This is a genomic window from Roseateles sp. L2-2, from assembly GCF_050613215.1.
Classification (GTDB): Bacteria; Pseudomonadota; Gammaproteobacteria; order Burkholderiales; family Burkholderiaceae_C; genus Roseateles; species Roseateles noduli.
Genome location: NZ_CP192509.1, coordinates 4,390,670 through 4,412,725 on the forward strand (window position 1 = coordinate 4,390,670; position 22,056 = coordinate 4,412,725).

Here is a 22,056-nt window from a genome sequence, read left to right on the forward strand (position 1 = left end):
AATCCGCACAAACCGCCTAGCCAGCCGGGCGATTCCTCGCCAGTCACAAAAAAGCCGTCGCGCCGGGTGCAAGGCGTGCGCCAAGTTGGGCACACTGGACGTCGATTTTTCGTCCCCCATGCCCTCGGTCGCTTCCTCCTCCTTCGCCCCGACATCGGCCCGCCAGCGGCTGGCGTATTTCCTCGGCCGGCCGACCTTCTACCTGTACCTGACCGGCGTGCTGATGCTGCTGGGCCTGCTGCTGGGCCACCGCTTCAGCGAACGGGCGAGTCTGGACCAGTTGAGTGCGCTGGCGACGGAGCGGCTGGAGCTTTACGCGTCCAACCTGCAGACCGAACTGGGCCGCCACGCCTACCTGCCCAGCCTGCTGGCCATCGACGGCGAGGTGACGCGGCTGATCGAGCATCCCGACGACGAGGCCCAGCGCAAGGCGGCGAGCCTGCTGCTGGCGCGGGTCAACGTGCGGGCGGGGACGACGCAGATCTTCGTGGCCGATCCGGAAGGCCGCGTGCTGGCCTCGAGCGAGCCGCTGACGCCGCCGCTGCGGCTGCAGCAGGCGATCGAGCAGGACCGCCACCACTTCTTCGCCTCCGACGCCGGGCAGGCGGGGCTGAGCGGCTCGACCAACTTCTTCCTGCTGCACCCGCTGCGGCGCAACCAGCAGCTGCAGGGCGTGATCGTCGTGAAGCTCAACCTGGCGCCGCTGGAGTCGACCTGGGTGGACCTCGGGCTGCGCTCGCAGGGGGAGCGCATCCTGGTCTCGGACGACCAGGGCGTGGTGATCATGAGTTCGGTGGAGGACTGGCGCTACGCGGTGCTCAACCGCGCCGACGCGTCGGAACGCGACCGGCTGCAGGCCAGCGCGCGCTACCCGCGGATCGGGCCGGACCTGGGCCTGCCCGGCGCGCTGGAGGCCTACAACAGCCTGCTGGTGCGCGCACCGGCGCCGGCCAGCACGACGCTGCTCGCGCAGGAGCGGCAGCTGCTGCCGCTGGGCGTGCGCCTGCTCGCCCTGTCGGACCTGTCGGAAGTGCGACGACAGGCACGGCTGGCCGCGTGGAGCGGCGCGGCCTTCGGCGCGGCGATCGGGATGCTGCTGCTCTACCTCGCGTCGCGGCGGCGCGCGCTGCGGCAGCTCTTCCACGCGAAGACGGAACTGCAGAACGCGCATGCGCAGCTGGAGCTGATCGTCGACGAACGCACGGCGGAACTCCGCCAGACCAACGAGGAACTGCTCGACCAGATCGCGCAGCGTCGGCAGGCCGAAGGCGAGCTGCTGCAGACCAGCAAACTGGCGGTACTGGGGCAGATGTCGGCGGGCTTGTCGCATGAAGTCAACCAGCCGCTGACGGCGCTGCGCGCGCTGGCACGGAATTCGCAGAGGTTGCTGGAGGCCGGCCGCACGCAAGCGGTCGCGGACAACCTGCAGACGATGGACGACATGGTCGAGCGGATGGGTCAGATCACGCGCCAGCTCAAGAGCTTCGCCCGCAAGGCGGAGCCCTCGCGCACGGCGGTGTCGCTGCTGGCGAGCGTGAACAACGCGCGACTGCTTCTGGAGCACCGCACGCGTCAGCTGGACCTGCCCGTGGAGGTCGATGTGCCGCCAGGACTGCGGGTGAGCGCCGAATCGAATCGTCTGGAGCAGGTGCTCGTGAACCTGCTGGCCAACGGCATTGATGCGATCGCGTCGGAGCCGGTGCACGAAGGTCATGACGGACATGAGCGGCGGCTGCGCGTCGCGGCCGTGCCGGCGGAAGACGGCCGGCGCGTGCGCGTGCAGGTGCTGGACACCGGACCGGGCTTGAGCGAATCGCTGCTGCCGCGGCTGTTCGAACCGTTCTTCACCACCAAGCCGGCGGGCGAAGGTCTGGGGCTGGGGTTGGTGATCTCTTCAAAAATCGTCCACGAGTTCGGCGGCGTGCTGCGGGCGCAGCGGCTGGACCATGGCATGTGTTTCGAGTTCGACCTGGAGGTCGACACCTGGCAGGCCGAGGAGGGGCAGTATGTTTGAGGGCTACAAGGTGGTGTTCGTCGAGGACGACCTGCCGGTGCGGGTCAGCCTGACCCAGACCCTGGAACTCGAAGGGCTGGCGGTGGTGCCGTGCCGCTCGGCCGAGGAGGCGTTGCCGCATGTGCAGCCCGGCGCGCAGGTGATCGTCATCACCGACGTGCGGCTGCCCGGCATGGACGGCCGCGCGCTGCTGGCGCACGTGCAGGCGACCGATCCCCAGATCCCGGTGATCCTGATCACCGCGCACGGCGACGTGAACATGGCCGTGCAGGCGATGCGCAACGGCGCCTACGATTTCATCGAGAAGCCCTTCGCGCCGGAGCGGCTGCTGGACACGGCGCGTCGCGCGCTGGACCTGCGACTGATCCGTCACTCGGCCGACGAGCTGCGCGCGCAGCTGTCGGCGGCCAGCGGCATCGAGGCGGCGCTGCTCGGCAAGTCGGGCGCGATGCAGCAGCTGCGGCGTCAGGTGCTCAACCTGGCGTCGACCTCGGCCGACGTCATGATCCTGGGCGAGACCGGCACCGGCAAGGAACTGGTCGCGCGCTGCCTCCACGACCAGAGCCCGCGCCGCGACCGCAACTTCGTCGCGATCAACTGCGGCGGACTGCCGGAGGCGCTGTTCGAGAGCGAACTCTTCGGCCACGAGTCCGGCGCGTTCACCTCGGCGGGCAAGCGCCGCATCGGCAAGATCGAACACGCCAACGGCGGCACGCTGCTGCTCGACGAGATCGAGACCATGCCGGTCGCGCTGCAGATCAAGCTGCTGCGCGTGCTGCAGGAACGCCGCGTGGAACGGCTGGGCTCCAACGAGGAACAGGTCATCAACGTCCGCTTCATCGCGGCCAGCAAGGCCGACCTGAAGGAGATGGGCGAGCGCGGCCAGTTCCGCAGCGACCTGTACTACCGGCTCAACATCGCCACGCTGGTGCTGCCGCCGCTGCGCGAGCGCCGCGAAGACATCCCGCTGCTGTTCGAGCACTTCGTCGCCCAGGCCTGCAAACGCTACGAGCGCGAGGCGCCCGAGCTGACGCCGGAAAAGTTGCGCGAACTGATGGCCCACGACTGGCCCGGCAACGTGCGCGAGATCCGCAACGCGGCCGACCGCTTCGTGCTGGCGCTGGATGACCTCGACTCCTCGGCCGCCATCCAGGCGGTGCCCAACCTGGCGCTGGCGCGCCAGATGGAGATGGTCGAGAAGGCGCTCATCGAGCAGGCGCTGCGCCGCTCAGGCGGCAAGGTGCCAGCGGCCATGGAGCTGCTCGGCACACCGCGCAAGACGCTCTACGACAAGCTGCACCGCCACGGGATCCAGCTCGACGACTTCCGCTGAGCGTCCGCTGCGCGCGGCCGGGAAGAAGATCGTCTCAAGGCGCGGTCGTCGCCTGCCTGAACGACGCCGCCAGGATCCCCGCCACCTGATCGAGCAGCGCCTCGTTGCCGTCCTCCAGCAGCGCATGGAACGGCGTGCAGCCCATGGATCCGACCGGATGATGTCCGCCCAGGAATCGATCCGGATACGGCGTCGCCGGGCGCTCCGTCAGGTCCACCATCGTGCCCAGCATCCGCTGCACGTCGCCGCGGTGGTCGCGCTGCACGACCCGGCCGCGCGAGAGCACGTGCCGGTAGCCCGAACCGTTGCTGCGCAGGCGGAACCGCTGTTCGTAGGTGTCGGTGAATCCGTCGAAGTGCGCGCGCAGCGTCAGCATCATCGCGTCGAGGTCCTCGGGATGGACGCGGCAGCGCCAGAACGCGGTGCTGTCGGGCTGCTCCGGATGCGGAAAGCCCAGGTGTTCCTTCCAGCGCGGCGAGTAATGCACCAGTTCCAGCAGCGGGTTCAAGTCCCAGACGCCGAAGGCGCCCTGCTCGACCGCCGTCCGCCAGTTCCTGACTTCGTCATGACGGATCCCCATGGAGGGGATCTTGCGCGCTGCCCCGGGACCGGTCAACGCGCGTTCCCCCTGAGAGTGGGTAAAGCTGCCCGCACGCCACACCGTTCCGGGGGAGGCTTGACAGCCCGGACGGCTATCCCAGGGCGGTGACCAGTTCGGCCGCTGCGCTCAGCAGCGTCGCGTCCGAGCGCAGAGGCGGCGAGGGATCCACCGGTACCCACAAGGGCTGCCTGCGCCATCCCAGACGCCGCAGGCGCAAGCCTGCCCGCACCAGCGCGGCGACCACGCGCGGGAGCTCGCCGCGCAACGCCGTCAACACGTGCTCATGCTCGGCCAGGACCGTGAGCGACAACGCCGCCCGCGTGCCCTGGAGCTGCAGGCCGACCGCCTCGCCGCGCCAGCGCAGCAGGAGGCTCAGCGCGGGTTCCTCGCCCGCCACGAGGGGCTCGGGCTCGGGCTGCGGAGGTTGCCCATGCTGTAGGTCGTCGGCACGATCGCCGCGCACCCAGTAGGCGAGCGGCAGCAGCCACAGCGGCTCGCCGCCCGGGCCCATCGGCACCTGGCCATGCGCCAGCGCCAAGGTCCACGCGGACACCAGGGCCGCCGGCGTGCGCGGCGCAACGGGCTCGACGACGGCCATCAGCAACTGCCGGCGCCATTGCGCCAGGTCGACACGCAGCGCCGTGAGCTGGCCCCAGGCGCTGGGCGCCGCGCCGTCGTTCCGGGCGCCTCCGCCGGACAGGCCTGTCGGAGCCGGATCCCGGCGGCGCTCGATCACCTCGAGCTCCATCCGCGGCACGACCGCGCGCACGCGCAGGAGCACCTGATCGCCCGGCAGCAGATCATCCAGCGGCGGTTCGATCAGCGTCATGATCTCGCCGCTGTCTAGCGACTCCAGCCGCCATCCGGAGCCGCCGCCGCGTTCGCGATCGCCGCCGCCCGACAGACGCAGCACCGCGCCGGGCGCCAGTCCCGCAAAATCGCGCAGCGACGGCTGGAGCCGCCCGGTGGCGGCGATGCCGCTCACGGCGCCTACCGCGCCGGGATTCGATGTCGCTCCCGCCATGTGCCCCGCCCTTCCCCCAGTCCCGTGGTGCGGTCTCGCGCCGTCGTGGAAAAAGCAAAGGGCCGGACGTCGCCGTCCAGCCCTCGCGTCGATGTCGTCGGGCGCGCCGCGCGGCGCGCCCCGCGGTCATCAGCCCAGCAGCGACATGACCAGGCCGGACATGCTGTTGCTCTGCTTGAGCATCGCCGTGCCCGACTGCATCAGCATCTGCTTGGTCGTCATCGTCGACGATTCGGCCGCATAGTCCGTGTCCATGATCCGGCCCTTGGCGGCGGCCGTATTGGTGCTCATGTTCTGCAGGTTGTTGTAGACATGGTCCAGGCGGTTGGCCGCGGCACCGAAGGAGGCGCGCAGTTCACCGACCTTGTCGATCGCGCCGCCGATGGTCGTCAGCATCGCGTTCGTCGTGGCCGACAGTTCGGCGCCGGCAGCCGGCGTGGCAGCATACTGCGTCGACACCGTGCCCAGCGCCGTCGTCAGGGCAGTCAGCTGCGTGCTGACGTTCACCGACATCGATTCGCCGGCGGAAGCGCCGATCTGGAAGCTCATCGCCGCCGACATCTTGCCCAGCGTGCCGTCGATGGTCGTGCCGTTCGAGAACAGCTGCGTGCCGCCGAAGGACGTGTTCTTGATGATGTTGGTCAGTTCGGTGCCGAGCGCGTCGTACTCACCCTGCATCGCGGTCTTGTCGGTCGCGGTCGACGAGGCCGAGAAGGCTTCGGTGGCCAGGTCCTTCATGCGCAGCAGGATGTTGCTGACTTCATTCAGCGCGCCTTCGCCCGTCTGCAGCATCGAGATGCCGTTCTGCGTGTTGCGCTGGGCCACGGCCATGCCGCGGGTCTGCGCATCCAGACGCGTGGCGATCTGCAGGCCGGCAGCGTCGTCCATCGCGGAGTTGACGCGGAAGCCGGTGCCCAGACGGGTCATCGACGTGGCCAGGCTCTTCTGCGTCGAGCTCAGCGAGTTCTGGGTCGACAGAGCCGAGGCATTGGTGTGCAAGCTCAACATGGTGATTCGCTCCTTGAGAATGTGGGCAAGCGCGGAGGCGCTCCGTTGATCGAAGGGCTTGAGCTGCCCTCCCACTCACAGGACGACCGGTCTTGTCGAGGACTTAAATCGGCGGCGAAAAAACTTCGGGAGGTCGAGCGCGGGCACTCCACGGGGCATGGGGCCTCGCGTCCGCGAACCCCAAGCCCCATTCCGGCCCCACCCCCACCCGCTGACTTCGGGCCTTGGGAGTGCGTTTGGCAGGCGTCTCAGCGGGCGTCGTACATATAACGACGCGTCAGCGGCACGGGCGCCGGGCCCCCATCGCGCTTGCTCGCCAGGATCTGGTACAGGCCCAGTTCGCCAGTCTCGAACTCCAGCGCGGACGCCGCCATGTACAGACGCCAGATCCGGAAGTGCGCTTCATCCACATACTGGAGCGCCTGGTCGTGGCCCTCCTCCAGCTTGGCGACCCAGGCACGCAAGGTCTTGGCGTAATGCATGCGCAAGGCCTCGACGTCATGGAGCTCGAACTGCTCCTGCTCCATCACCCGCATCACGTTGCTCGCCCGATCCAGCTCGCCGTCCGGGAAGACGTAGCGGTTGATGAACTTGGAGGACAAGGCCTGCCCCCACCCATCCTCCTCATGGGTGATGCCATGGTTCAGGAATAGCCCCGCCGGCTTGAGCAGCCGGTTCACGCTGGCGAAATAGGTCGGCAGATTCTTCAGTCCGACATGCTCGAACATGCCGACGCTGGAGATCTTGTCGAACTGTCCCGTCATGTCCCGGTAATCGCACAGGCGGACCTCGACCTGCCCCTGAAGTCCTGCGGCGGCGATGCGCTCCCGGGCAAGCGCCAGCTGACGTTCCGACAGCGTGATGCCGGTGGCCTTCACGCCGTAATGACGCGCCGCATGCATCACCAGTGCGCCCCAGCCGCAGCCGATGTCCAGCAGTTCCTCGCCCGGCTGCAGCCGCAGCTTGCGGCAGATGTGGTCCAGCTTGGACCACTGGGCCTGGGCCAGCGTCGTGTCCTCGGTCTCGTAGTAGGCGCAGGAATAGACCATCGCCGGATCCAGCCACAGCGCGTAGAAGTCGTTGGACAGGTCGTAATGGAAGGCGATGGCCGCCTTGTTCTCGGCCCGCGTGTGACGACGCACGCCGTCGGCGCGCAGTTCCGCGTCGGTCGCGGGCGGCACCGGCGCCAGCAGCCGCACGGCCAGGCGCAGGCGGTCGCTCCAGGAGAGCGTCAGCTCCGGCAGATGGTCCTTGAGCTGCAGCGCAGCGAAGAAATCGCCCTCGACGTCGATCTGGCCGGTGAAGTAGGCCTCGGCGAAACGCAGCGGATCCCGCCCGAGCAGCAGGCGCCGCAGCGCGGTGGGATCGTTCAGGACCAGCGTGAACTCGGCCGGCTGGTGCGCCTGCCGGCCCAGCCGCGTCGCCCAGTGGCCCAGGCGCAGGCCCATGCTGCCCGGGTAGGCGGAGAACAGCCGCTGCAGCAGCGTGAGCCCGGCGGGCGGCAGCGGCGGCGCGCCGGCGGCCTCGGGGATCGCCTCGGCCGCCCGGGGGGCGGCGCTGGAGGTGGGCGACAACAGTTCCTGATCCATGGATTCCTCGTCCGGAAAGGCTACGAAAGAATGTTGGTCGGAAGCGCCCCAGGGTCAGTTCTTGTCGGCCCGGGTGCTGGCGGCCTTGAAGTCCTGCGGCGATATTAGCCAATGCCCCACGCCTCGCCCGGACTGGGGACTTTGATGCAAACCGCATGCCCGTTCCTCCCGTCGGACGGGGTGGCGCTCCCCGCCGCAGGGGGTGGAACGGGAGAGGTGACAGGGGGTGTGACCTGGGGTGGAACGGGGGCCGTTGCGCCCTCGCACAAGCTCGCCCGAAGGAGTCATCACAAGCCCGCCGCCCGAGGCCACAATCAGCCCCGATACCCCATCCCCATCGTCCGCAGAGAAACCGTCCCGCCTCCTCGAATGCCAGGAGCGCGCCAGGGACCCCAAAGCCAAGGAGTCAGCCATGCCCCATGCATTCGCCAACACCGTCGCCAGCTTCAAGACCGCGTCCGGCAAGAGCGGCAAGTACTACTCGCTGCCCGAGCTGGCCAAGCGCTTCCCCAACGTGAACCAGTTGCCGGTGTCGATCCGGCTGGTGCTGGAGTCGGTGCTGCGCAACTGTGACGGCAAGCGGGTGACCGAGGAGCATGTCGAGCAGCTCGCCAACTGGCAGCCCAACGCGCCCCGCAACGAGGAGATCCCCTTCGTCGTCGCCCGCGTGGTGCTGCAGGACTTCACCGGCGTGCCGCTGCTGGCCGACCTGGCCGCGATGCGCAACGTCGCCCAGGCGCAGGGCAAGGACCCGAAGACGATCGAGCCGCTGGTGCCGGTCGACCTGGTCGTCGACCACTCGATCATGATCGACCACTTCGGCAGCCCCAAGGCGCTGGACCTGAACATGAAGCTGGAGTTCGAGCGCAACCGCGAGCGCTACGAGTTCATGAAGTGGGGCATGCAGGCCTTCGACACCTTCGGCGTCGTCCCGCCCGGCTTCGGCATCGTCCACCAGGTCAACCTCGAGTACCTCGCCCGCGGCGTGCACAAGGCCGGCAGCGGCAAGGACACGGTGTACTACCCCGACACGCTGGTCGGCACGGACAGCCACACGACGATGATCAACGGCGTGGGCGTGGTGGGCTGGGGCGTGGGCGGCATCGAGGCCGAGGCTGGCATGCTCGGCCAGCCGGTGTACTTCCTGACGCCTGATGTCGTCGGCTTCGAGCTGAGCGGCCGCCTGCGCGAGGGCGTGACCGCCACCGACCTGGTGCTGACCGTGACCGAGATCCTGCGCAAGGCCAAGGTGGTCGGCAAGTTCGTCGAGTTCTTCGGCGAAGGCACGGCCTCGCTGTCCGTGCCCGACCGCGCCACCATCGGCAACATGGCGCCCGAGTACGGCGCGACGATGGGCTTCTTCCCCGTCGACGAACGCACCATCGACTACTTCAAGGGCACCGGCCGCACGACCGACGAGATCGAGGCCTTCGAGAGCTACTTCCGCGCGCAGGGCCTGTTCGGCGTCCCCAAGGCGGGCGACATCCGCTTCAGCCAGGTGGTGTCGCTGGACCTGGGCACGGTGGTGCCCTCGCTGGCCGGCCCGAAGCGGCCGCAGGACCGCATCGTCATCACGGACCTGGCCAAGACCTTCGCCTCGCTGTTCACCAAGCCGGTGGCCGAGAACGGCTTCAACCAGCCGGTGGACAAGCTGCCGAAGTCCTTCGCGCTGGGCGGCGCGCAGAAGGGGCTGGAGATCTTCAACGGCGACGTGCTGATCGCGGCGATCACCTCCTGCACCAACACCTCCAACCCGAGCGTGATGCTCGCCGCCGGCCTGCTGGCCAAGAAGGCGGTGGAGGCCGGGCTGAAGGTGCAGCCGCACATCAAGACCTCGCTGGCGCCGGGCTCGCGCATCGTCACCGAGTACCTGCACAACGCCGGCCTGCTGCCCTACCTGGAGAAGCTGGGCTTCTCCGTGGCCGCCTACGGCTGCACGACCTGCATCGGCAACGCCGGCGACCTGACGCCCGAGATCAACGAGGCGATCACCGGCAACGACCTGGTCTGCGCCGCGGTGCTGTCGGGCAACCGCAACTTCGAGGCGCGCATCCACCCCAACATCAAGGCCAACTTCCTGGCCAGCCCGCCGCTGGTGGTCGCGTACGCCATCGCCGGCAACGTGACGCGCGACCTCATGACCGAGCCGGTCGGCCTGGGCACCGGCGGCAAGCCGGTCTACCTCGGCGACATCTGGCCGACCAGCGACGAGATCCACGCGCTGCTGAAGCTGGCGCTGAATCCCGATTCGTTCCGCGCCAACTACGGCAAGGTCAAGGCCGAGCCCGGCAAGCTGTGGGAAAAGATCAAGGGCGGCACCGGCCAGGTGTACGGCTGGCCCAAGAGCACCTACATCGCGCAGCCGCCCTTCTTCGGCAACTTCACCCAGATCCCCGAGGCGCAGGAAGCCGGCGTCAAGGGCGCGCGCATCATGGCGCTGTTCGGCGACTCGATCACCACCGACCACATCTCTCCGGCCGGCGCCATCAAGGAGGTCTCGCCCGCCGGCGCCTATCTCAAGGAGAAGGGCGTGCTCAAGGCCGACTTCAACAGCTACGGCTCGCGCCGCGGCAACCATGAAGTCATGATGCGCGGCACCTTCGCCAACGTCCGGATCAAGAACCTCATGATCCCGGCCAAGCCCGACGGCGCCCGCGAGGAAGGCGGCCTGACGCTGTTCCAGCCGGGCGGCGAGAAGATGTTCATCTACGACGCCGCGATGCGCTACATCGCCGCCGGCACGCCGACGGTGATCTTCGCCGGCGAGGAATACGGCACCGGGTCCAGCCGCGACTGGGCGGCCAAGGGCACGCAGCTGCTGGGCATCGGTGCGGTCGTGGCCAAGAGCTTCGAGCGCATCCACCGCTCCAACCTGGTCGGCATGGGCGTGCTGCCGCTGCAGTTCCGTCCGGGCGATTCCTGGGAATCGCTGGGCCTGAAGGGCGACGAGGTCATCGACATCGAACTCGGCGACGAGATCAAGCCGCAGTCCGAGGCGACCCTGGTCATCCGCGCGGCCGACGGCGTCGCACCGGCGCGACGCGTCCCGCTGATCCTGCGCATCGACACGCCGATCGAGGTCGAGTACTACCGCCACGGCGGCATCCTGCCCTACGTGCTGCGCCAGCTGCTGGCCGCGTGACCGGAGCGCACCAGCCGGGCTGAACCGCCACTGAAGAAAACGTCGGGCCGCTGTTGACGACATCGACGATGTCGAAAGCGGTCCCCGCCGAACGTCATGAGGGTGAGACGGGCCTGTCGTCGATTCATTGAATCGTCGACAGGGTCGTCCACCCTCTTCCATTTTCAGGACTGCATCAGGAGACCGACATGCGATTCATGGTCATCGTCAAGGCGGACAAGCACAGCGAAGCGGGCGAGCTGCCCAGCACGGAGCTGATCACCGCCATGTTCGCGTACAACGAGGAGCTGGTGAAGGCCGGCGTGATGCTGGCCGGCGAAGGCCTGCAGCCGACGAGCAAGGGCGCGCGGGTGCGTTTCTCCGGCAAGGACCGCAAGGTCATCGACGGCCCCTTCGCTGAGACGAAGGAGCTGGTCGCCGGCTACTGGATCTGGCAGTGCGCCTCGCTGCAGGAGGCGATCGAGTGGGTCAAGAAGTGCCCCAACCCGCAGGTGACCGACTCCGACATCGAGATCCGTCAGATCTTCGAGGCCGAGGATTTCGGCGAGGCGTTCACGCCCGAACTGCGCGCGAAGGAGGAAGCCTTGCGCGCGCAGACCGAGCAGCGGTAAAGCCGGCTGACCTGCCGGCTGACCCCTCTCGACTTACTTCGTCGTCGGGGTGGTCGTCGTGGCAGGCTTCTTCGCCGCCGGCTTCGCGGCCGGCTTGGGCGCCGCCTTCGCGGGAGCCGCTGCCTGGTCGACTTCCTTGGAGGCCGCGGTCGTGCCGCCGGACACGCCCAGTCGGCCGCCAGCGCCCAGGCCGCCCTTGACCTGCTGCGCCTTGTAGTTGCGCAGCGCCTTGACCATCTGGTTGTACGAGTCCGCGAACGCGGTCACGATGACCTTGCCCTGCGGGGTCTTGCCGTAGGCGCCGCCGGCGATGGCCGCGTTGCCGAAGAAGCTCGCGCCGCCGAAGCCGAAGTCGAAGTTCTTCGCCGTGCCTTCCGCGGCCGAGATCTGCACGCCGGAGCGGTTGTCCACCAGCAGCAGCGTCGTCGACGCTTCATTGGTGCTGACGTTGGCCGCCACGGCCGTCAGCAGGCCGATCGCGCCGGTCCCGATGCCGCCACCGCCGCCGCCGGTCTTGCCGGAGAACTGGATCTCGGGGCTCATCGTGTAGTCGGCCGCGACCATCTGGCCCTGGCCGAAGTTGCTGCCGGCGCGGGTTTCGCCCGACTGCATCAGCGCGCGCTCGCGCTCCATGTTGGCGAAGGCACGGCCGCGTTCCACGATCACGAAGCAGTTGGACTGCTGGACCATCAGGCGCAGCACCGGCGTGGTCGAGCCCAGCTGGCGGTCGCGCAGCTGCGACCACCACGGCGCGTTGGTGTCTTCGAAGATGGCCAGCGTGCCCAGCGTCTCGTCGCAATGCTCGAGCTTGCTGTTCTGGTTCTCGGCGGTCGCGCCGCCGGCGGCGCCGGAGACGGTGCCCTTGTTCTCGCCCATCGTCGGCGCGGTGGCCAGGCAGCCGGCCAGCAGCAGCGGCGACAGGATCAGGGCGGACTTCAGCGCGAGGCTGGACGACGAAACAAGGCGGGAAGTGGCAAGCATGGAATCCTCCAGGTTTTCTCGGGAACTCAAGGGTCAATCGAGGGGCGTGGCCGGCGCGACGCCGTAATACCCGCTGACCGGCTGTCCATGCGGATTGCCGATCCAGATGCTGGTGCCGAACACGTCGCTGCACCCGCCCCAGGCGATCTCGAAGGCGCGCGCTTCTTCGTTGCGCGTCTGCGCGTAGACGGACACCGTGCTGTCCGACGGGCCGATCGTGTAGCAGACCCGCGCCCACACCGGGCGCGGCGAGGACGACACCACCGAGGCCGCGCCTTCGGCGTCGCCGTTGGAGGCCTTGGCCACCCATTTCGTGCCGCGGGTCGGGCCCGGGTTGTAGCTGAACACGTAAGGCACCTGGGCGACCGCCGCGAGCGAGGCGGCAAGCAATCCGGCGACCATCAGGCCTCTGGCCAACATTCGTTTCCCCTCAGCAGGTGTACCGAAATCAAACGATTTCAAAGGAATGTCGCGGATTGTTAGGCGCCTCCCGGCGAAAAAGCGAGGCCCCCATCGTGGTGGTACGGGCGGCTCCCACGTTGATGGGATGGCGGTTTCGCGCATTCCGCCACGCCGCTGATCCATACCTCGCACGAGGTACTGTCGGCGGACAGCGCACGGCAACGCCTGCCCCCGGCAAAGCGAGCAACGGCGCGGCCTGGCGGGGATCCTTGCGATGGCCGATGGATACGGGGGAAAGTCGGCGACACCCTTCCCAGGGTGGCGTCTTCCGCGCACGATCGCGACGGCGTCGACGGCTTTCGATCCGTCGCGGCGCGGGCGATCCGCGCCGCGCGCATGACTTAGGTCATCTGCTGTTGTAGGGATGGCGAATGTGGGGGCTTCGCCTATGCGTCATCCCGCTGCGGCTTCAGCGCCGCGCGCCGCCGCGCCTGTCCGACCGTTCAGGCGTCGAGGTCCAGGCCCCGCTCTTTCGCGAACAGCTTCAGCGCCGGCATCAGCGCGCCGATCTTCTCGGCCACCGCGTCGCGGACGGTGTCCACCATCACCTGCGTCTGGCGCTCGATCTCGATGTGCAGCGGGGCGCCCTCGCCCTTGTCGGCGAAGGTGGTCATGCGCAGCGTCTCGGGGATCAGCCAGACCTCGAACCAGCCGGACCCGTCGGCGTTGCGGCCGGCCTCGGCCACCGTCAGGCTGGCGCCGTTCACGGCGATGTAGCCCTTGGCGAAGATGTAGCGCATCCACGGCGCCGGCACCGCGACGCGGATCACGTGGTTGTTGGCCGGCCGGCGGATCGCCTCGACCGTCGCCATGAAGTCGACGTGGCCCGACAGCGGATGGCCGCCGATCTCGGCGCCCTCCTTCGCGGCACGCTCGACGTTGAGCCGGCCACCGACGGCCAGCCGACCCAGCGCCGTGAGGTTCAGGCTCTGGAGCATCACGTCGAAGTCGGCTTGGCGCTCCCCCTTCAGGGCGGTGACCGTCAGGCACACGCCGTCGCAGGCGACGGACGCGCCGATCTCCAGGTCCTCGCAGAAACCTTCGGGGAAGTCGAGCGTGAAGCTGCGCAACCCGTCCTTGTCGGTGATGGCCGCGACCTGCGCGATGCCTTGAACGATGCCGGTGAACATGGCGGGCCTCCGATCAGCGGGTCGCCGCAGCGGCGTGGGACGCGAACAGCTCGGGCGAGAAGCCCAGGCTCAGCCGGCCGTCGTCCCATTCGACGACGGGACGCTTGATCACGCTGGGCTGCTCGACCATCAGCGCAGCCGCGCTGGCCGCGTCGGTGACGCCGGCCTTGGCGCCGTCGTCCAGCTTGCGCCACGTCGTGCCGGCGCGGTTCAGCACCTTGTCCCAGCCGAGTTCGGCCATCCACTGCGGCAGTTTCGCCGCGGGCACGCCCTGCTTCTTGTAGTCGTGGAACTGGTACGCGAGGCCCTGTTCGTCGAGCCAGACGCGGGCGCGCTTGACGGTGTCGCAGTTGGGGATGCCGTAGAGGGTGATCATGGGAACGAGGGGGTCGCCGTGGGGCGTGGAACGAAGGCGGCACGCTACCATGAAGCGGATGATCCCCTGGCTCGACGATGACTCTCTGGACTTCCCGCCGACCCGCCGCGCGCTGGGGCCGCGCAGCGACGCTCCGGGGCTGCTCGCGGCCGGCGGCGACCTCAGACCCGCGCGTTTGCGTGCAGCTTATGCGCGGGGGATCTTCCCCTGGTACGGAGAAGGCCAGCCCATCCTCTGGTGGACCACCGACCCGCGCATGGTCCTGCGCACGGCGGACTTCAAGCTCTCGCGCTCCCTGCGCAAGACGGTCGCGAAGTTCATCCGCACCCCGGGCTGCGAGATCCGCGTCGACCACGCCGCCGAGACCGTGCTCAAGGCCTGCGCCAGCACCTCGCGCGACGGCCAGGACGGCACCTGGATCGTGCCGGAGATGCAGCAGGCCTACCTGCGGCTCGCGCGCGAAGGCACGGTGCATTCGGTCGAGACCTGGATGGACGGCGAACTCGCCGGCGGGCTGTACGGCGTCAACCTCGGCCGGATGTTCTTCGGCGAGTCGATGTTCATGCGCAGGACCGACGCCTCCAAGATCGCGCTCGCCGCGCTGATCTGCCTGTGCCGGGAGTTCGACATCCCCTGGATCGACTGCCAGCAGCAGACCGCGCACCTGGCGTCGCTGGGCGCCGCGCCGGTAGCCCGCGAGGTCTTCGAGGCGCACCTCGCCGCGCACACCGGCCTGCCCTCGCCCGGGGATTGGACCTATCATCCGCGACTGTGGGCCCACCTGGGCCTGACAGACGCTTCAAGCGACGCCTCGAGCGACTCCCCGAGCGACGCCTGAGCATCCCCCAGAACGACCCGCCCAGAGCCCCAGAGCCCGTGACGTGACGCACCCCAAGGAACTCCCGCTGGCCGAGCTGCAGTTCTATGCGACTGCGCCCTACCCCTGCAGCTACCTGAGCGACCGCCAGGCGCGCTCGCAGGTCGCCACGCCCAGCCATCTGATCCACGCGGACGCGTATTCAAGCCTGGTCGCCGCCGGCTTCCGGCGCAGCGGGATGTTCACTTACCGGCCCTACTGCGACGGCTGCAAGGCCTGCGTGCCGATGCGCATCCCGGTGGCGGACTTCCATCCCAACCGCAGCCAGCGCCGCGCCTGGACGCAGCATCAGGCGCTGCAGGCGCGCGTCATGCGACTGGGCTACAGCGACGAGCATTACCAGCTCTACCTGCGCTATCAGGCCGGCAGACACAGCGGCGGCGGCATGGACCACGACAGCGTCGACCAGTACACCCAGTTCCTGCTGCAGAGCCGGGTGAACTCGCGGCTGGTGGAGTTCCGCGAGCCCGACGGCGCGCTGAAGATGGTCTCCATCCTCGACATCCTGGGCGACGGGCTGTCGGCGGTCTACACCTTCTACGAGCCCGAGGCCAACGTCAGCTACGGCACCTACAACGTGCTGTGGCAGCTGCGCCAGACCCGCGACCTGAGCCTGCCGCATCTCTACCTGGGCTACTGGATCGCGCAGAGCGACAAGATGGCCTACAAGGCCCGTTTCCTCCCGCACGAGCTGCTCCGCGACGGGCATTGGTCACGCGTCGAGCGCTGACGTCCGCCCAACCTACTCATCGAGGCCTGAAGGCCACACATCGGTGTCATTGCCCGCCCAGCGGGCCGATTCCAGGATCACTTCCCGTTCCCTTGAATGGACGAGTGATCCCATGTGCACACCCTCTCGCCAATCCCGCATCGCTCTCCCGGCGCGCCCGTCGTCCCTCATGGCGTCCGTGGTCGCGCCGGCGATCGTGCCCTTGATCTTCATCATGGGTGCCTCGGAAGCTCAAGCGTCGACCTCGCTCCCCGAGTCGATGCCGGAATCGCCGGTCGAATCGCTGCGTGAGCCCTGGCACGCCGACTACCGCCTCCAGTCGCCCAGTCCCGAGTCGCCGCGACTGTCCGATCGCGCCGGGTCGCCGGTCCTCCGCAAGGGGCCGTGGTGGTCGTCGATCCATTACGGCCTCGTGCCGGTCTCGGCGCCCGGCAGCGCCAACGGGGATCGCGTCCCCAGCGATGCCTTCGCCGCCGCCCTGTCGCGCGCGCAGGGCGCCGTGCCGGCGGACATGAAGACCTTCATCGGCTTCGGCGCCCGCTTCAACGACGGGCACTCGAAGTTCTCCATCGCGCCCCGGGCGCAGGGATTCCGCATCCGTTTCTCGCACGAGTACTGACACCGTCGTGAGCCGTAGCGGCAAGAATTGGTCCCACACTGGTTTTTACGCACTCGCTCACCGGTCGTACCGGTTTTCCCTTCCTCTTGCGCTAATTGACGTCCATATACGTCATCGACGACATCATTACGACACGTTACTGCCACCCCAAGGGTTAACCTGAATGATGTGGTCGTCAGTGGTATCTACATTGCATACCACTATGAGATCAGCAGCGGTATTGGTCTCCTAGACGCCGCGGTTGCAAACCGCACGCCCTCCGCCGGATCGAACCGGCGGATCGCACGTCGACCAGCGAGGAGTGACTGCCATGTCTGCACGCGCCTTTTCCCCTGCCGCTGACCGCGCCGCCGCCGGACCCGAGAGATCCGGCGCCGCGACACCGCTGATCCGCCCCGCTGCCCCCGAGTGGCCGGCATGACGACCGTCTGATGCCGGCCGCCGGCGGCCGTGCCCGAGCGGCCGCCGCCTTCGCCGGTTGAACCGACCGGCGCTTTTTCTGCCCGAGCCCGACCGTTCCCGCCGCGCTGCCTCCGCAGTCGCCCGGCGCGGCGGCGCTCATCCCTCGTTCTTTTCCGTTGCGTCCCTGCTGTTCCCGAAGACAACGACAACACACGACAGGAGCCCCCCCGATGAGACAACGTCCCTGCGCCCGACCCCACCCGATGCTGCCGTGGCTGATGCCGATGGTGCTGGCCTTCGCCGGCAGCTCGGCGATGGCCTATGACTGCACCGGCGTCGCCGACTGGAACGCCGCCACGGCGTACAGCGGCAATGCGATCGTCAAGCAGACCGGCACCGCCTATCAGGCCAAGTGGTGGACGCAGAACAACCCGCCGGCGACGAACGCCGGGCAGTGGGACGTGTGGAAGGTGCTGGGCGCCTGTGACGGCGGCGGCGGCGGAGGTGGCGGCACGAACAAGCCGCCGACGGTGGCGCTGAACTCGCCGACGGCGGGCACCTCGCCCACGGCAGGCGACGCGGTCACGCTGGCCGCGACCGCGGCCGACAGCGACGGCACCATCGCCAAGGTCGGCTTCTACGTCAACGGCGCGCTGGTCGCCGAGGACACCACCGCGCCGTTCAGCGTGAGCTGGACCGCACGCGCCGGCGTGGCCGACATCACCGCCCGCGCCACCGACGACAAGGGCGCGACGACCGACACCGCCGCGCTGCGCATCACCGTGCGGGGACAGGTCACCGGCGACGAGCGCTGCCGTCCCGAAGGCCTGACGACCACCGCCGGCACCGCGCCCGCCTACTGCAAGGTCTACGACGACCAGGGCCGCGAGAAGATGGGCGCCGACAAGCCGCGCCGCATCATCGGCTACTTCACCAGCTGGCGCACCGGCAAGACCGGCCAGCCCGCGTTCCTCGCGCACCAGATCCCATGGGGTCAGGTCACGCACATCAACTACGCGTTCGCGCATGTGGACGCGGCCAACAAGCTCTCGGTCGGCAACACCGCCGACGCGGCCAACCCCGCCACCGGCCTGACCTGGCCCGGCGTCGCGGGCGCGGAGATGGACCCGGCCTATGCGTACAAGGGCCACTTCAACCTGCTCAACAAGTTCAAGAAGCAGTACCCCAACGTCAAGACGCTGATCTCGGTCGGCGGCTGGGCCGAGACGGGCGGCTTCTACACGATGACGACGAACGCGGACGGCTCGACCAACACGGCCGGCATCAACGCGTTCGCGGACTCGGCGGTGGCCTTCCTGCGGCAATACGGGTTCGACGGCGTCGACATCGACTACGAGTACCCGACCAGCATGAACAACGCCGGCAACCCGGTGGACTTCGCCATCAGCAACGCCCGTCGCGGCGCGTTGATGAAGAACTACGTCGTGCTGATGCGCACCCTGCGCGCGAAGCTGGACACGGCCAGCCAGGCCGACACCCGCCACTACATGCTCACGATCGCGGCGCCCTCCTCCGCCTACCTGCTGCGCGGGATGGAGGCCTTCCAGGTCACGCAGTACCTGGACTACGTGAACATCATGAGCTACGACCTGCACGGGGCGTGGAACCAGTTCGTCGGCCCGAACGCGGCGCTCTACGACGACGGCAAGGATGCGGAACTCACCGCGTGGAGCTACTACACCGCCACGCAGTACGCGCGCATCGGCTACCTGAACACCGACTGGGCGTACCACTACTTCCGCGGCGCGATGCCCGCGGGCCGCATCAACATCGGCGTGCCGTACTACACCCGCGGCTGGCAGGGCGTGACCGGCGGCACCAACGGCCTGTGGGGCCAGGCGGCGCTGCCCGACCAGAGCAAGTGCCCGGCCGGCACCGGCGGCGGCACCGTGCAGAAATGCGGCAACGGCGCCGTCGGCATCGACAACCTCTGGCACGACCTCGACGTCTCCGACAAGGAAGTCCCCGCGGGCTCCAACCCGATGTGGCACGCGATGAACCTGGCCTCGGGCCGCGCGGGCAGCTACCTCGCCGCCTACGGCCTGAATCCGGCGACGAATCCGGCCGACCAGCTGACCGGCACCTACGTGCGCAACTACGACGCGACGCTGGTGGCGCCGTGGCTGTGGAACGCGCAGAAGAAGGTCTTCATCAGCACCGAGGACGAGCAGTCGCTGGGCGTGAAGGCGCAGTACGTGGCCGACCGCGGCATCGGCGGCGTGATGTTCTGGGAGTTCGCCGGCGACTACGCCTTCGACACCGCCCGCAACGAGTACTTCATCGGCAACACGCTGACGAACACGCTCTACAACAAGCTGAAGACGGCGCCGGCCTACGGCAACCGCCTCACCTCGGCGGCCCTGCCGGCGGAGACGCTGGACATCGGCTACGCGCTGGGCGGCTTCGCGCTGGGCGACAGCAACTATCCGATCACGCCCAAGCTCACGCTGACCAACAACAGCACGACGACGCTGCCCGGCGGCACGGAGTTCCAGTTCGACGTCCCCACCGCGATCCCCTCGACGGTGACGGACCAGAGCGGCTTCGGTCTGACCGTGATCAGCAACGGCTCCAACCCCGCGGGCAACAACATCGGCGGACTGAAGAACGACTTCCACCGCGCCAGCTTCAAGCTGCCGTCGTGGCAAAGCCTGGCCCCCGGCGCCAGCGTGACGCTGACGATCAACTACTTCCTGCCGTCCACGATGCCCAGCAACTGGACGGTCACCGTGAACGGCCGCAGCTACGCGCTGGCGCAGGAAGCGCGCCGCGGCGTCGTTCCCGCCGCGGCCGCGGCGGCCAAGACCTCGGCGGCGCGCTGATGCGCTCCGCTTTCAAGAACCTCCCCACCACCACCCTTTGACCCACAGGAGTTCGACATGAAGAGACAGATGGTCCGCCTCGGCGGAATCGCCCTGGCAGCAGCAATGGCCGCGGGCACCGCGCACGCCTACGACTGCACCAACGTGCCCGAGTGGTCGGCGTCCGCCACCTACACCGGCACCTCCAACAGCTTCGCCAAGCAGGGCAACATCGCCTACCAGGCCAAGTGGTGGACGCAGAACGAAGCGCCCTCCACCCACTCCGGCCAGTGGGACGTGTGGAAGTCGCTGGGCGCCTGCACCGGCGGCGGCACCGACACCACGCCGCCGACCGTGCCCTCCGGCCTGACCGCCACCGGCAGCACCAGCAGCAGCATCTCGCTGAGCTGGGGCGCCTCGACCGACGCCGGCAGCGGCGTCAACAACTACGAGCTGCTGCGCGGCGGTTCGCTGATCGCCTCGCCCACCGCCACCACGTACACGGACTCCGGCCTGTCGGCGGGCACGTCGTACAGCTATCAGGTCCGCGCCAAGGACAAGGCGGGCAACGTCTCCGGCCTGAGCAGCACCCTGCTGACCAGCACCGCCAGCAACGGCACCTGCGCATCCGCCCCGGCCACGCCGTCGGGTCTGACCTCGCCGTCCAAGAGCGCCACCAGCGTCAACCTGGCCTGGAACGCCGTCGCCGCCGGCCCGAACTGCACGGTGCAGTACCGCGTCAACCAGGGCTCGACCCAGGTCGCGCAAGGCGCGGCCACCAGCGCCAGCGTCACCAACCTGACGGCCAACACGAACTACACGTTCACGGTCTCGGCCTTCAACCAGGCCGGTTCCTCGCAGCCGTCGGCGCCGATCACGGTCAAGACCGACACGCAGACCGCCGGCGACAAGGTGCTGCTGGGCTACTTCGCGCAGTGGGGCATCTACGGCCGCAACTACCACGTGAAGAACATCGACACCAGCGGCTCGGCGGCCAACCTGACGCACATCAACTACGCGTTCGGCAACGTCCGCAACAACGTCTGCGAAGTCGGCAAGATCATCCCGAGCAACGAGGCCACCGGTGAAGGCGGAGACGCCTTCGCCGACTACGGCAAGTCCTACGGCGCCGACCTCAGCGTCGACGGCGTGGCCGACACCTGGGACCAGCCGCTGCGCGGCAGCTGGAACCAGCTCAAGAAGCTCAAGGCCAAGTACCCCAAGATCAAGGTGCTGATCTCGCTGGGCGGCTGGACCTGGTCGCGCGGCTTCTCGAGCGCGGCGCGTCCGGAGAACCGGGTGAACTTCGTCAAGAGCTGCGTGGACGCCTACATCAAGGGCAACGTGCCGGTGACGGACGGCGCAGGCGGCCCGGGCGCGGCGGCGGGCGTGTTCGACGGCATCGACCTCGACTGGGAATACCCGAACGCCTGCGGCCTGGCCTGCGGCACGGCCGAGGACCGCGAGAACTTCACCGGCCTGCTGGCCGAGTTCCGCAAGCAGCTCGACGCGGTGCGTCCGGGCCTGCTGCTGTCGATCGCCTCGGGCGCCGGCGTGGACAAGGTGCGGGCGTACGACCCGGACAAGATCCATCCGTACCTGAACTTCATCAACGTGATGACGTACGACTTCCACGGCGGCTGGGACACGATCACCGGGTTCCACTCGGCGCTGTACGCCCCGGCCAACGATCCGTCGACGGGTGACGTGAAGAAGTACAACACCAACGACGCGATGCAGGCCTTCCTGGACAAGGGTGTCCCGGCCTCGAAGCTGAACGTCGGCATCGGCTTCTACGGCCGCGGCTGGACCAACGTCCCCAACGTCAACAACGGCCTGTACCAGAGCGGCACCCCGGCCCCGGGCACCTACGAGGCGGGCAACGAGGACTACAAGGTCCTGAAGAACCTGCAGGGTTACACCAGCCGGATCGACGACGTCAGCAAGGCGCAGTGGATCTACAACGGCTCGACCTTCTGGAGCTTCGACACCCCGGCCACGATCGCCGTGAAGATGGCCTACGTGAAGTCCAAGGGCTTCGGCGGCGCGTTCTTCTGGGAGTTCTCGGGTGACGATCCGACGGCCTCGCTGTCCAAGGCGATGGGCGCCGGCCTGAAGTAACCGGCGACGTTTCCTGAACCTCGCGCTGGCAGCACGCCGGCGCGCACCAGGCCCCGCGGCTCTGTCGCGGGGCCTTTTTCCGTCCCCTGCGTGTGACCGCGGACCGCTCTCCTGACCGGAGCGAGTCCGTGAACTTGTTCGCGCATCAGGCGAGCAGTCCATCTGAACTAACCAAGCCTAGGGATCTCCTGCAGCGTCATTGACATCGATGAAT

Annotated in this window: 17 protein-coding genes; 9 read left to right on the top strand and 8 right to left on the bottom strand. The window is 68.4% G+C overall.

All coding sequences use genetic code 11. The features are described 5' to 3' along the window. Positions 1 to 118: 118 nt before the first annotated feature. On the top strand, positions 119 to 2,014 hold the full coding sequence (locus ACQZ13_RS19605) for a sensor histidine kinase (RefSeq protein ID WP_431047311.1): 1,896 nt from the start codon (positions 119 to 121) through the stop codon (positions 2,012 to 2,014). Further along, positions 2,007 to 3,347 carry a sigma-54-dependent transcriptional regulator gene (locus ACQZ13_RS19610; protein WP_088403805.1) on the top strand — a complete coding sequence of 447 codons (1,341 nt, stop codon included), beginning with the start codon at positions 2,007 to 2,009 and terminating at the stop codon, positions 3,345 to 3,347. Before ACQZ13_RS19605 ends, ACQZ13_RS19610 begins: the two co-directional genes overlap by 8 nt. Positions 3,348 to 3,381: 34 nt before the next feature. On the opposite strand, the gene ACQZ13_RS19615 is transcribed toward ACQZ13_RS19610, so the two are convergent. The 4 genes from ACQZ13_RS19615 to ACQZ13_RS19630 all read right to left on the bottom strand — a co-directional run bounded on the left by ACQZ13_RS19615 (position 3,382) and on the right by ACQZ13_RS19630 (position 7,569). After that, positions 3,382 to 3,927, bottom strand: a complete 546-nt coding sequence (locus ACQZ13_RS19615; protein WP_431047314.1) for a PAS domain-containing protein — start codon at positions 3,925 to 3,927, stop codon at positions 3,382 to 3,384. A 112-nt stretch (positions 3,928 to 4,039) separates the two neighbouring features. Then, entirely contained in the window at positions 4,040 to 4,933 is an 894-nt protein-coding gene (locus tag ACQZ13_RS19620; protein ID WP_431047316.1) for a hypothetical protein, read from the bottom strand. 168 nt (positions 4,934 to 5,101) lie between these two features. Further along, positions 5,102 to 5,980: a flagellin gene (locus ACQZ13_RS19625; protein WP_431047318.1), complete on the bottom strand. Its 879-nt coding sequence runs from the start codon at positions 5,978 to 5,980 to the stop codon at positions 5,102 to 5,104. A 248-nt stretch (positions 5,981 to 6,228) separates the two neighbouring features. Continuing rightward, entirely contained in the window at positions 6,229 to 7,569 is a 1,341-nt protein-coding gene (locus tag ACQZ13_RS19630; RefSeq protein WP_431047320.1) for a class I SAM-dependent methyltransferase, read from the bottom strand. Positions 7,570 to 7,981: 412 nt separating this feature from the next. Here ACQZ13_RS19630 and acnA point away from each other — a divergent pair, with 412 nt between their 5' ends. Continuing rightward, a complete protein-coding gene (gene acnA / locus ACQZ13_RS19635) occupies positions 7,982 to 10,711 on the top strand; it encodes an aconitate hydratase AcnA (protein ID WP_431047322.1) in 2,730 nt (909 codons plus the stop codon). 188 nt (positions 10,712 to 10,899) lie between these two features. Further along, complete coding sequence (locus ACQZ13_RS19640; protein WP_431047324.1) at positions 10,900 to 11,322, top strand: YciI family protein; 423 nt, start codon at positions 10,900 to 10,902, stop codon at positions 11,320 to 11,322. Positions 11,323 to 11,355: 33 nt separating this feature from the next. On the opposite strand, the gene ACQZ13_RS19645 is transcribed toward ACQZ13_RS19640, so the two are convergent. The 4 genes from ACQZ13_RS19645 to ACQZ13_RS19660 form a co-directional block, all read right to left on the bottom strand. Beyond that, positions 11,356 to 12,303 (bottom strand): CsgG/HfaB family protein, encoded by a 948-nt coding sequence (locus tag ACQZ13_RS19645; protein ID WP_431047326.1) that lies wholly within the window; start codon positions 12,301 to 12,303, stop codon positions 11,356 to 11,358. Positions 12,304 to 12,336: 33 nt separating this feature from the next. Next, complete coding sequence (locus tag ACQZ13_RS19650) at positions 12,337 to 12,723, bottom strand: hypothetical protein (RefSeq protein ID WP_431047328.1); 387 nt, start codon at positions 12,721 to 12,723, stop codon at positions 12,337 to 12,339. A 485-nt stretch (positions 12,724 to 13,208) separates the two neighbouring features. Then, a complete protein-coding gene (locus ACQZ13_RS19655; RefSeq protein ID WP_431047330.1) occupies positions 13,209 to 13,895 on the bottom strand; it encodes a riboflavin synthase subunit alpha in 687 nt (228 codons plus the stop codon). A gap of 13 nt (positions 13,896 to 13,908) precedes the next feature. Then, positions 13,909 to 14,271: an ArsC family reductase gene (locus ACQZ13_RS19660; protein WP_431047332.1), complete on the bottom strand. Its 363-nt coding sequence runs from the start codon at positions 14,269 to 14,271 to the stop codon at positions 13,909 to 13,911. A gap of 58 nt (positions 14,272 to 14,329) precedes the next feature. Here ACQZ13_RS19660 and aat point away from each other — a divergent pair, with 58 nt between their 5' ends. The 5 genes from aat (at position 14,330) to ACQZ13_RS19685 (ending at position 21,842) form a co-directional block, all read left to right on the top strand. Beyond that, on the top strand, positions 14,330 to 15,109 hold the full coding sequence (gene aat, locus ACQZ13_RS19665; protein ID WP_431053306.1) for a leucyl/phenylalanyl-tRNA--protein transferase: 780 nt from the start codon (positions 14,330 to 14,332) through the stop codon (positions 15,107 to 15,109). Positions 15,110 to 15,152: 43 nt separating this feature from the next. After that, the gene (locus ACQZ13_RS19670; RefSeq protein ID WP_088405548.1) at positions 15,153 to 15,878 is read left to right on the top strand and encodes an arginyltransferase; all 726 of its coding nucleotides are present in this window, start codon (positions 15,153 to 15,155) and stop codon (positions 15,876 to 15,878) included. Positions 15,879 to 15,990: 112 nt separating this feature from the next. Beyond that, positions 15,991 to 16,497, top strand: coding sequence for a hypothetical protein (locus tag ACQZ13_RS19675; RefSeq protein ID WP_431047334.1), 507 nt, complete (start codon positions 15,991 to 15,993; stop codon positions 16,495 to 16,497). A gap of 632 nt (positions 16,498 to 17,129) precedes the next feature. Next, the gene (locus ACQZ13_RS19680; RefSeq protein WP_431047336.1) at positions 17,130 to 19,742 is read left to right on the top strand and encodes a chitinase C-terminal domain-containing protein; all 2,613 of its coding nucleotides are present in this window, start codon (positions 17,130 to 17,132) and stop codon (positions 19,740 to 19,742) included. A 57-nt stretch (positions 19,743 to 19,799) separates the two neighbouring features. After that, positions 19,800 to 21,842: a glycosyl hydrolase family 18 protein gene (locus ACQZ13_RS19685; protein WP_431047338.1), complete on the top strand. Its 2,043-nt coding sequence runs from the start codon at positions 19,800 to 19,802 to the stop codon at positions 21,840 to 21,842. The last annotated feature ends 214 nt before the right edge of the window (positions 21,843 to 22,056 follow it).